The organism is Streptomyces tamarix (assembly GCF_032423885.1).
In the GTDB taxonomy this organism is placed as follows: Bacteria; Actinomycetota; Actinomycetes; order Streptomycetales; family Streptomycetaceae; genus Streptomyces; species Streptomyces tamarix.
In genome coordinates this window covers 1-11,528 of record NZ_JAWCTQ010000078.1, presented here as the reverse complement: position 1 = coordinate 11,528, position 11,528 = coordinate 1, and the positions used below count along the sequence as shown (strand labels likewise).

Annotated in this window: 7 protein-coding genes; 1 reads left to right on the top strand and 6 read right to left on the bottom strand. The window is 72.2% G+C overall.

Going from position 1 to position 11,528, the window contains the following annotated elements; all coding sequences use genetic code 11:
• Positions 1-53: 53 nt before the first annotated feature.
• The 6 genes from RND61_RS31940 to eccD all read right to left on the bottom strand — a co-directional run bounded on the left by RND61_RS31940 (position 54) and on the right by eccD (position 7,265).
• The gene (locus tag RND61_RS31940) at positions 54-506 is read right to left on the bottom strand and encodes a hypothetical protein (RefSeq protein ID WP_315881665.1); all 453 of its coding nucleotides are present in this window, start codon (positions 504-506) and stop codon (positions 54-56) included.
• A 5-nt stretch (positions 507-511) separates the two neighbouring features.
• Positions 512-1,264, bottom strand: coding sequence for a 4-hydroxy-tetrahydrodipicolinate reductase (gene dapB / locus RND61_RS31935; protein WP_315881664.1), 753 nt, complete (start codon positions 1,262-1,264; stop codon positions 512-514).
• 36 nt (positions 1,265-1,300) lie between these two features.
• Positions 1,301-2,680 carry a M16 family metallopeptidase gene (locus RND61_RS31930; RefSeq protein ID WP_315881663.1) on the bottom strand — a complete coding sequence of 460 codons (1,380 nt, stop codon included), beginning with the start codon at positions 2,678-2,680 and terminating at the stop codon, positions 1,301-1,303.
• Entirely contained in the window at positions 2,677-4,905 is a 2,229-nt protein-coding gene (locus RND61_RS31925; protein ID WP_315881662.1) for a polyribonucleotide nucleotidyltransferase, read from the bottom strand. Before RND61_RS31925 ends, RND61_RS31930 begins: the two co-directional genes overlap by 4 nt.
• A gap of 364 nt (positions 4,906-5,269) precedes the next feature.
• Entirely contained in the window at positions 5,270-5,560 is a 291-nt protein-coding gene (gene rpsO, locus RND61_RS31920; protein WP_023586232.1) for a 30S ribosomal protein S15, read from the bottom strand.
• Positions 5,561-5,762: 202 nt separating this feature from the next.
• Positions 5,763-7,265 carry a type VII secretion integral membrane protein EccD gene (gene eccD / locus RND61_RS31915; protein WP_315881666.1) on the bottom strand — a complete coding sequence of 501 codons (1,503 nt, stop codon included), beginning with the start codon at positions 7,263-7,265 and terminating at the stop codon, positions 5,763-5,765.
• 262 nt (positions 7,266-7,527) lie between these two features.
• Between eccD and eccCa the strand changes: the two genes are divergently transcribed.
• The gene (gene eccCa / locus RND61_RS31910; protein ID WP_315881661.1) at positions 7,528-11,502 is read left to right on the top strand and encodes a type VII secretion protein EccCa; all 3,975 of its coding nucleotides are present in this window, start codon (positions 7,528-7,530) and stop codon (positions 11,500-11,502) included.
• The last annotated feature ends 26 nt before the right edge of the window (positions 11,503-11,528 follow it).

The window sequence follows — 11,528 nt, the reverse complement described above, 5'->3', positions numbered from 1 at the left end:
GCGTCCCGGTGTCCGGGGACGCGGGGCACGGGCCGTGGGGCGGGCCCCGCCGCTCAGGACGCGACGGGCCGCTCGTCGTGCAGGGCGATCGCGCGCTGCATGGCCTTGCGGGCCCTGGGCGTGTCGCGGGCGTCGCGGTAGGCGACGGCGAGCCGGAACCAGCAGCGCCAGTCGTCCGGCGCCTCCTCGGTCTCCGCGCGGCGCCTGGCGAACACCTCGTCGGCCGAATCGCGGTCGATCCGCCCGTCGGGGGTGCGGCGCAGTTCGTCGGCGGGCAGGCCGCCCTCGGCCTCCAGCTCGGCGGCGAGGCGGTTGGCCTTGGTGACGAACCGGGTGTTCATCCAGAGGAACCACACGCCGATCGCCGGCAGGACCATCGCCGCGAGCCCGAGGGTCACGGTGATGGCCGTGCCCTGCTGGATCAGGGCCACGCCGCGGCCACCGACCAGGACGAACCAGACGGCCAGGAAGGCCGCCATGACGAAGTACGTGATCTTCGCGCCCATGGGGATCAGCCGAGGTCGAGGAAGTGCTCCAGGCCGAAGGTGAGGCCCGGGGCGGAGACGACGCGACGGCAGCCCAGCAGGATGCCGGGCATGAAGCTGCTGTGGTGCAGCGAGTCGTGGCGGACGGTGAGCGTCTCGCCCTCGCCGCCGAGCAGCACCTCCTGGTGGGCCAGGAGCCCGCGGAGGCGTACGGCGTGGACGGGGACGCCGTCCACGTTCGCACCGCGCGCGCCGTCCAGGGCGGTGGCCGTGGCGTCGGGCTGCGGGGCGCAGCCGGCGTCGGCGCGGGCGGCGGCGATGAGCTGGGCGGTGCGGGTGGCCGTGCCGGAGGGGGCGTCGACCTTGCGGGGGTGGTGCAGCTCCACGACCTCGACGGACTCGAAGTAGGGGGCGGCGATCTGCGCGAACTTCATCGTGAGGACCGCGCCGATGGAGAAGTTCGGGGCGATCAGGACGCCCGTGGCGGGGCTGGCGTCGAGCCAGCCCCGCAGCCGCGCGAGGCGTTCGTCGGTCCAGCCGGTGGTGCCGACGACGGCGTGGATGCCGTGGCGGACGCAGTGGTCGAGGTTGTCCATCACCGAGTCGGGGGTGGTCAGCTCGACGGCGACCTGGGCGCCGCTCTCGGTGAGCGCGTCCAGCGAGTCACCCCGGCCCAGGGCCGCGACGAGTTCCATGTCGTCGGCGGCCTCCACGGCTCGTACCGCTTCGGAGCCGATGCGGCCCTTGGCGCCGAGGACGGCCACGCGCAGCTTGCTCATGCTTGCTTCCTTACGGGTTGCGGCGGAGGGGTCGGGTCAGGAGACGGCCGCGTGGAGGCGGTCCGCCTGCTTGTCCTTGAGCGGGCCGATCACCGCGAGCGACGGCCGCTGTCCGAGCAGTTCGGACGCCACCGCGCGGACCTCGTCGGGGGTGACGGCGGCGATGCGGGCCAGCATGTCGTCGACGGACATCTGGTCGCCCCAGCACAGCTCGCTCTTGCCGATGCGGTTCATCAGGGCGCTGGTGTCCTCCAGGCCGAGGACGGTGGAGCCGGAGAGCTGGCCGACGGCGCGGGCGATCTCGTCGTCGGACAGGCCCTCGCCCGCGACCCGGTCCAGTTCGTCGCGGCAGATCCGCAGCACGTCGTGGACCTGGCTGGGGCGGCAGCCCGCGTAGACGCCGAACAGGCCGCAGTCGGCGAAGCCCGACGTGTACGAGTACACGCTGTAGGCCAGGCCGCGCTTCTCGCGGACCTCCTGGAAGAGGCGGGAGGACATGCCGCCGCCGAGGGCGGTGTTGAGGACGCCCAGGGCCCAGCGGCGCTCATCGGTGCGGGCGAGGCCGGGCACGCCGAGGACGACGTGGGCCTGCTCCGTCCTGCGGTTGACCAGTTCGACGCGGCCGGCCGTGCGGATGGCGCGGCGGCCGTCGCGCGGGGCGACCGGGACGGCGTCCGCGCGGGTCAGGGCGCCGGCCTTCTCGAAGGCGCGGCGGACCTGGCGGACGACCGCGGCGTGGTCGACGTTGCCGGCGGCGGCGACGACCAGGTGCGTCGGGTCGTAGTGCTTCTTGTAGAAGCGGGCGATCTGGTCGCGGGTGAGGGCGTTGATCGTGTCGACCGTGCCGAGGACGGGGCGGCCCAGCGGGGTGTCGCCGAACATCGTCTCGGCGAACAGGTCGTGGACGACGTCACCCGGGTCGTCCTCGGTCATCGCGATCTCTTCGAGGATCACGCCGCGCTCGGCGTCGACGTCCTCGGCGAGGATCAGCGAGCCCGTGAGCATGTCGCAGACGACGTCGATGGCGAGCGGCAGGTCCGTGTCGAGCACGCGCGCGTAGTAGCACGTGTACTCCTTCGCCGTGAAGGCGTTCATCTCGCCGCCGACCGCGTCGATCGCGGCGGAGATGTCGAGGGCGCTGCGCCGCCGCGTGCCCTTGAAGAGGAGGTGCTCCAGGTAGTGCGTGGCGCCGTTGAGGGTGGGCGTCTCGTCGCGGGAGCCGACGTGGGCCCAGATCCCGAAGGTGGCGGAGCGTACGGAGGGGAGCGTCTCGGTGACGATGCGGAGGCCGCCCGGGAGGGTGGTGCGGCGGACCGTGCCGATGCCGTCCTTGCCGGGGAGAAGCGTTTGGGTACGGGCGACGGCCCGCGCCTCCGAGGAGGTGCGGGCCGTCGTCCGGAGACTACGGGACGTCACTTGTCGGTGTCGTCCTTCGCGTCCTCGGTACCCTCGGCGCCTTCCTCGTCCGCGAGGACGGGGATGAGGGAGAGCTTGCCGCGCTGGTCGATCTCGGCGATCTCGACCTGGACCTTGGAGCCGACCGCGAGCACGTCCTCGACGTTCTCCACGCGCTTGCCACCGGCGAGCTTGCGGATCTGCGAGATGTGCAGCAGGCCGTCCTTGCCCGGGAGGAGCGAGACGAACGCACCGAAGGTCGTGGTCTTGACGACCGTGCCCAGGTAGCGCTCGCCGACCTCCGGCATGGTCGGGTTGGCGATGCCGTTGATCGTGGCGCGGGCGGCCTCGGCGGACGGGCCGTCGGCGGCACCGATGTAGATGGTGCCGTCGTCCTCGATCGTGATCTCGGCGCCGGTGTCCTCCTGGATCTGGTTGATCATCTTGCCCTTGGGGCCGATGACCTCGCCGATCTTGTCCACGGGGATCTTGACGGTGATGATCCGCGGGGCGTTCGGGGACATCTCGTCCGGGCGGTCGATCGCTTCCATCATCACGTCGAGGATGTGGAGGCGGGCGTCGCGGGCCTGCTTGAGGGCCGCGGCCAGGACGGAGGCCGGGATGCCGTCCAGCTTGGTGTCGAGCTGGAGGGCGGTGACGAACTCCTTCGTACCGGCGACCTTGAAGTCCATGTCGCCGAAGGCGTCCTCCGCACCGAGGATGTCGGTGAGGGTGACGTAGTGCGTCTTGCCGTCGATCTCCTGGGAGATCAGGCCCATGGCGATGCCGGCGACCGGGGCCTTCAGCGGCACACCGGCGTTCAGCAGCGACATCGTGGACGCGCAGACCGAGCCCATGGACGTCGAGCCGTTGGAGCCGAGCGCCTCGGACACCTGGCGGATCGCGTACGGGAACTCCTCGCGCGACGGCAGCACCGGCACGAGGGCGCGCTCGGCGAGGGCGCCGTGGCCGATCTCGCGGCGCTTCGGGGAGCCGACGCGGCCGGTCTCGCCGGTGGAGTACGGCGGGAAGTTGTAGTTGTGCATGTAGCGCTTGCGGGTCACCGGGGAGAGGGTGTCCAGCTGCTGCTCCATGCGCAGCATGTTCAGCGTGGTGACGCCGAGGATCTGCGTCTCGCCGCGCTCGAACAGCGCGGAGCCGTGCACGCGCGGGATCGCCTCGACCTCGGCGGCGAGCGTACGGATGTCCGTCAGGCCGCGGCCGTCGATGCGGACCTTGTCCTTGATGACGCGCTCGCGGACCAGGGACTTGGTCAGCGAGCGGTACGCCGCGGAGATCTCCTTCTCGCGGCCCTCGAACTGCGGGAGCAGCTTCTCGGCGGCGACCGCCTTGACGCGCTCCAGCTCGTTCTCGCGCTCCTGCTTGCCGGCGATGGTGAGCGCCTGGGCGAGCTCCGTCTTGACGGCGGCGGTGAGCGCCTCCAGGACGTCGTCCTCGTAGTCGAGGAAGATCGGGAACTCGCCAACCGGCTTGGCGGCCTTGGCGGCGAGGTCCGACTGGGCCTTGCACAGGACCTTGATGAACGGCTTCGCGGCTTCGAGACCGGCGGCGACGACCTCCTCGGTGGGGGCCTCGGCACCGCCCTTGACCAGCTCGATGGTCTTCTCGGTGGCCTCGGCCTCGACCATCATGATCGCGACGTCGCCGTCCTCCAGGACGCGGCCCGCGACGACCATGTCGAAGACGGCGTCCTCGAGCTCGGTGTGCGTCGGGAAGGCGACCCACTGGCCCTTGATGAGGGCGACGCGGGTGGCGCCGATGGGGCCGGAGAAGGGCAGGCCGGCCAGCTGCGTGGAGCAGGAGGCGGCGTTGATCGCGACCACGTCGTAGAGGTGGTCGGGGTTGAGCGCCATGATCGTCTCGACGATCTGGATCTCGTTGCGCAGGCCCTTCTTGAAGGAGGGGCGCAGCGGGCGGTCGATCAGGCGGCAGGTGAGGATCGCGTCCTCGGAGGGCCGGCCCTCGCGGCGGAAGAACGAGCCGGGGATCTTGCCGGCCGCGTACATCCGCTCCTCGACGTCGACCGTCAGGGGGAAGAAGTCGAGCTGGTCCTTGGGCTTCTTGGACGCGGTGGTGGCCGACAGCACCATGGTGTCGTCGTCCAGGTACGCGACGGCCGAGCCGGCGGCCTGCTTGGCCAGGCGGCCCGTCTCGAAGCGGATGGTGCGGGTGCCGAAGGGGCCGTTGTCGATGACGGCCTCGGCGTAGTGGGTCTCGTTCTCCACCAGCGGTTTCTCCGTTTGCTTGTCGTCTTTTCGTCCGTGCGCCCGTGTGGCGCGGGACGGGGAGCGGAGAGATCTCGCCTTGTCTGCGGGCCGGTCTTCGATCGAAGCACCCGGGTGCGCCCTGGGACCTTGCGTCCCATGGGGCCCGGGGGCCACTACCGAGGACCGGCGACGGCGAGGCGGCCTCTCCTCCGTGCCATGAACGCGTCCGGTTCCGTCCGCGTCATGGGGTGTTCGTTGTGTCGTTGTGCGACCAGATTACTGAGCCTGTACCCAGGATCGCATTCCGATCACCGCGTGCGGTACACGCGTACAGCAAAGGGAGCGGCTCCCTGTCGTCGGGAACCGCTCCCCTCACGGCGTCTTACTTGGCGCCGCCGGCCGCACCGCGGCGGATGCCGAGGCGGTCGACCAGCGCGCGGAAGCGCTGGATGTCCTTCTTGGCCAGGTACTGCAGCAGGCGGCGGCGCTGGCCGACGAGGATCAGCAGACCACGGCGGGAGTGGTGGTCGTGCTTGTGGGTCTTCAGGTGCTCGGTCAGGTCCGAGATGCGGCGGGAGAGCAGCGCGACCTGGACCTCGGGGGAGCCGGTGTCGCCCTCCTTGGTGCCGAACTCGGCCATGATCTGCTTCTTCGTGGCGGCGTCGAGAGACACTCGGTACTCCTCTTGGTGTTCGATGCGCCCGCGAGTGCCCCTGGTCTTGGTCTCAGGGGGACTTCCGTGACTCGGAGGCGAAGGCTCGATGAGCGCTGCTCCCAGATGCTCCGGGGGCGCGTACACAAACGGCCGTCACACAGCGTACCAGTCCGCGTGGGCGCCGTACGACGTGCCGCCGTGCGGCGTGCTCACGAGGCGCTCACGAGGTGAGGGCGCGGATCGCGTGGTAGACGTCGAAGACCGCCAGGCAGAGCGGGACCAGGGTGAGCAGGAAGAAACCCTCCGCGATCTCCAGGAAGCGGCCCCAGAAGGGCGTGACGCCCTTGTTCGGCACGATCAGCCCGATGGCGACGATCAGGGCCGCGACGAGGGCGATGGCCGCGGCCAGCCACACCGTGCGCAGGTCCAGCGCCCCGCTGTCGCCGCGCAGCGCGGCGCGGACGACGCCCTCCGGGGGGTTGACGCACAGGCCGAGGCCGAGCAGGACGAGGGAGCCGAGGCCGGCGGCCAGCGCGCAGCCGACCTGCGCGGAGTACCGGAACAGGTGGGCGCGCATCATCATCGCGGCGCCCGTGGTGAGGGCGAGGAGCTGGCCCCACACGTTGTCGGAGAAGCCGAGCACGCCCGCCGCGGTGACCGCGACCAGGGCGCAGCCGCCGACCAGGCCGACGAGCAGTTCGTGGCCGCGCCGGGCCTGGGCGGCGATGCGGGCGGCGTCGACCGGGCCCTGCGGGGCGCCGTCGCCGCCGTCGTACCCGCCGACGGTGGTGCGGGGCGGGTCGAAGCCGATGGGGAGCCGGGCGAGGCGGGTGGACAGGCCGGGCAGGAAGGCGAGCGCGCCGACGGCGAGGGGCGGGCAGACCGCGGCGGTCTCCACGGGGCCGATGCCCGTCAGGATCGCGGCGAACGTCACGAGCAGGCCCACGGCGGAGGCGAAGACGAACGCGACGAACGGCCCGTCGCCGGAGGGCGCGACGAGCATGAGGATCAGCGACGTGACGAGGACGGCGGCGCAGGCGAGCAGGAACTGCAGCCGCCCCGGGCCCTGGCCGGCGGCGAACGACAGCAGTCCGGAGCCGCCGACGGCGGCGTTCGCCATCGCGCCGAGGCCGAGGGCGACGGCCGAGCCGCGGTCGTCGTACACGCGGGCGCGGACGCAGGCGAGCGCCAGGAGGAGCAGCGCGGCGACGCCGGCGAGGATGCCCGGCAGTCCGTGCGTGTCGTGGCGCGGGTCGGCCTGCCACAGGACGAACGCGAGCAGCACCAGCAGGACGGAGCCGCCGAACAGGCCGGAGCCGCGCATCAGCGCGTCCGTCCAGAAGCGGCGGTCGCGGGCGACGGCGGAGGCGACGGCGTCCGAGACGTCGTCGAAGACGGCCGGCGGCAGCGACTCGGCGAAGGGCCGCAGGGAGAGCAGCTCGCCGTCGAGGATGCGCTGGGCCGCCAGCGACCTGGCCGCGTCGAGCACCGTGCCGTCGCGGCGGACCAGGTGGTAGCCGACCGGGCCGCCCTCGGCGGGGCTCTGGCCGGACAGCCGGAGGATCTCCGGGTAGAGGTCGGCGACCGGGATGTCCTCGGGCAGCGCCACGTCGACGCGTCCGTCGGGCGCGACGACGGTGACGCGGCAGAAGCCGGTTCCGCCGCCGGACGGCGTCGCGGGAGCCGGGTGGCCGGTCGTGGTGGCCGCCGCCTGGGCCGTCATGCTCACCTTCTGCTTCCCCTCGTGAGAACGGTGACTTCTCGGGCGTGGACGGCGGTGTGCCGGCGCCGTCGTGGCCAAAGCGCCTGCCTGCGCTTCGAATGCCCCCTGTTTTGCGGTAGTTCACGGGTCCGCAAATCCGTCGCGTCACCCTACCGCCCGGCCGTCACCCCCCACGCAAGTAGGATCCCCAACCGCGGATGGAACCCGTCGCCACGGGGGCGCCGATAGGAACGTTTCCGTCCGGCAAGGGAATTGGTGAGCTGTGAGCCAGATCGTCGTCAAGCGCCCACCACGGGTCCTGCCGTCCGAAGTGCCCAGCGAGCAGGTGCAGGTGCAACCGCCGCCCGAGCTGCCCCGTGGGCAGCAGGAGGGGGCGCTGATGCAGATCCTGCCGATGCTCGGCATGGGCGGCTCCGTCGTGTTCTTCTTCATGACCCCGAACCCGATCATGCGGATCATGGGCATGGTGATGATCGCGTCGACCGTCGGCATGGGCATCGCGATGCTGGTGCGGTACCGGCGCGGCACCCAGGGACAGCTCGCCGACCTGCGGCGCGACTACCTCAAGTACCTGAACCAGACGCGGCGTGCCGTGCTGCGGACCGCGCGCCTCCAGCGTGACGCCCAGTTCTACCTGCACCCCTCCCCCGAGCAGTTGTGGGCGCTGGTCGCCGAGGGCAGCCGGGTGTGGGAGCGGCGCGTGGGCGACGACGACTTCGGGCAGGTGCGCGTCGGCCTGGGCAGCCAGCAGCTCGCCACGCCGCTGGTCGCCCCCGAGACGGCGCCGGTGGACGACCTGGAGCCGCTGACGGCGGGCGCGATGCGCCAGTTCCTGGCGACGCACGGCACGCTCGACGGGCTGCCCATGGCGGTGTCGCTGCGCGCCTTCTACCACGTGACGGTGAGCGGTGAGCAGGAGTCCGTACGGGCGTCCGCGCGCGCCATGGTCGCCTCGCTGGCGTCGCTGCACTCGCCCGAGGACCTGGTCATCGCCGTCGCCGCGGGCCAGGACGCCGCGCCGCGGTGGGAGTGGGCCAAGTGGCTGCCGCACGTGCAGGCGCGGGGCGCCGTCGACGGGGCGGGCACGCGGCGCCTGATCACCACGGACCCGATGGACCTGCAGGACCTGCTCGCCGGGCTGCTGGAGGGACGGCCGCGCTTCCAGGGCGGCGACCACCCGCTGCTGGACCGGCCGCACGTCGTGGTCGTGCTCGACGGGCAGACGGTGCCGCCGATGTCGCCGCTGGCCGCCGCGGAGGGCCTGCAGGGCGTCACGATCGTCGAGGTCGTCCGGGGCGAGGGCGCCGGGGCGCGCGGCCAGCTTTCGGTGGTGGTCCACCCCGGCGAGCTGCGGCTGGAGTCGGGCCACGGGCTCGTGTACGAGGGCACGCCGGACGGGCTGAGCCCGGAGGCCGCCGAGGCGTTGGCCCGCCAGTTGGCACCGCTGCGGATGGCGTCGGGCGGCGACGACGACGAGCCGCTGCTGGCGAACCTGGACTTCACCGACCTGCTGAACCTCGGCGACGCCGCCTCCGTCGACGTCAGCCGGACGTGGCGGCCGCGGTCGCAGTCGGAGCGGCTGCGCGTGCCGATCGGTGTCGGCGAGGACGGCTCGCCGGTCATGCTGGACCTGAAGGAGGCCGCGCAGGAGGGCATGGGCCCGCACGGCCTGTGCGTCGGCGCGACCGGTTCCGGCAAGTCGGAGCTGCTGCGGACGCTGGTGCTGGGCCTGGCGGTCACGCACTCGTCGGAGACGTTGAACTTCGTCCTCGCGGACTTCAAGGGCGGTGCGACGTTCGCCGGCATGTCGCAGATGCCGCACGTCGCCGCCGTCATCACCAACCTGGCGGACGACCTGACGCTCGTCGACCGCATGGGCGACTCCATCCGCGGCGAGCTGAACCGCCGCCAGGAGATGCTCCGTGACGCGGGCAACTACGCGAACATCCACGACTACGAGAAGGCGCGCGCGGCCGGCGCCCCCCTCCAGCCGATCCCTTCGCTCGTCCTCGTCATCGACGAGTTCAGCGAACTGCTCACCGCGAAGCCGGACTTCATCGAGATGTTCGTGCAGATCGGCCGCATCGGCCGGTCCCTCGGCGTGCACCTGCTGCTGGCGTCGCAGCGGCTGGAGGAGGGCCGGCTGCGCGGCCTGGAGACGTACCTGTCGTACCGGATCGGCCTGCGGACGTTCTCCACGGCGGAGTCGCGCGCGGCGATCGGCGTGCCCGACGCGTACCACCTGCCGAACGTGCCCGGTTCCGGGTACCTGAAGTTCGGTACGGACGAGATGGTGCGGTTCAAGGCGGCGTACGTGTCGGGGGTGTACCGCTCCAACGCGCAGGCGCTGGCGGAGGCCGGGGGCCCGCTGCCGGTGGACCGGCGGCCGGTGCCGTTCACGGCGGCGCCGGTGCCGATCCGGTACGTGCAGCCGGCGGCCCGGGCCGCGCGGCCGGACGGGGGCCGGCCGGAGGACGACGCGCTCGCCGACTCCGTGCTGGACGTGATCGTGCGGCGGCTGGAGGGCCGCGGCGTGGAGGCGCACCAGGTGTGGCTGCCGCCGCTGGACAACCCGCCGCCGCTGGACGAGCTGCTGCCGGGTCTGGCCGAGGTGCCGGGGCGCGGGCTGACGCAGCCGGGCTTCGAGGGCGCGGGCCGGCTGGTCGTGCCGGTCGGTGTGGTCGACAAGCCGTTCGAGCAGCGTCGCGACACGCTGTACCGGGACTTCTCGGGCGCGGCGGGCCACATGCAGATCGTGGGCGGTCCGCAGTCCGGCAAGTCGACGCTGCTGCGGACGATCATCTCGGCGTTCGCGCTGACGCACACGCCGCACGAGGTGCAGTTCTACGGCCTGGACTTCGGTGGCGGCGGCATGTCGGCGGTCGCGGGGCTGCCGCACGTGGGCGGTGTCGCCTCGCGCCTCGACCCGGAGCGGGTGCGGCGCACGGTCGCGGAGGTGTACGGCATCCTGTCGCGGCGCGAGGAGTACTTCCGCAGCGCGGGCATCGACTCGATCGCCACGTACCGGCGGCTGCGGGCGCGCGGCGACATCCCGGTGACGGACCAGCCGTGGGGCGACGTGTTCCTCGTCATCGACGGCTGGGGCAGCTTCCGCTCCGACTACGAGGGGCTGGAGCACCTCGTGATGGACATCGCGGCGCGCGGCCTCGGCTACGGCATCCACCTCGTCCTCACCGCGTCGCGGTCCATGGAGGTGCGCGCCAACCTCAAGGACCACCTGATGAACCGGCTGGAGCTGCGGCTCGGCGACCCGATGGACTCCGAGCTGGACCGCCGGGTCGCGCAGAACGTGCCCCCGGGCGTGCCGGGCCGGGGCCTCACCCCGGAGAAGCTGCACTTCATGGCGGCGGTGCCGCGGATCGACGGCATCAACTCGGACAGCGACCTGTCGGAGGCGACGGCGGCGATGGCGCAGGAGGTGTCCCGGCACTGGACGCTGCCGGGCGCGCCGGGCGTGCGGCTGCTGCCGCGCGAGCTGCCGGCGGCGAACCTGCCCGCGGGCTTCGCCCACCCGGAGCGCGGCGTCGCCTTCGCGATCGACGAGAACAACCTGGCGCCGGTCTTCGTGGACTTCGAACGCGACCCGTTCTTCCTGGTCTTCGGCGAGAGCGAGTCGGGCAAGTCGAACCTGCTGCGGCTGCTCGTCAAGCAGCTGAGCGAGCGGTACGACGGGGACAGCTGCAAGCTGTTCGTCATCGACAACCGGCGCGCGCTGCTGGATGCCACCCCGCCGACGCACCTGGCGGAGTACGTGCCGATGTCCAACAACATGGACCACCACGTGGAGGCCCTGTCGGGGCTGATGCGGCGCCGCACGCCGGCGGAGGACGTCACCGCGCAGCAGCTGCGGGACCGGAGCTGGTGGCAGGGCCCGACGGTGTACGTGGTCGTCGACGACTACGACCTGGTGTCGACGTCCAGCGGCAACCCGCTGGCGCCGCTCACCGAGCTGCTGCCGTTCGCGCGGGACGTGGGCGTCCGGTTCATCATCGCCCGCAACTCGGCGGGCGCGAGCCGCTCGGCGTACGAGCCGTTCATGCAGCGCATGATGGAGCTGGGCGCGCAGGGCGTCATCCTGTCGGGCGACCCGCACGAGGGCGAGGTCCTGGGCGGCGTCCGCCCCCGTCCGATGCCCCCGGGCCGCGGCGTCTTCGTCTCCCGCCAGCGCGGCAACCCGCTGGTGCAGACGGGTCTGATGCCGTCGGACGTGCAGTAGGCACCACGGAACCACCGAGGGGCGCC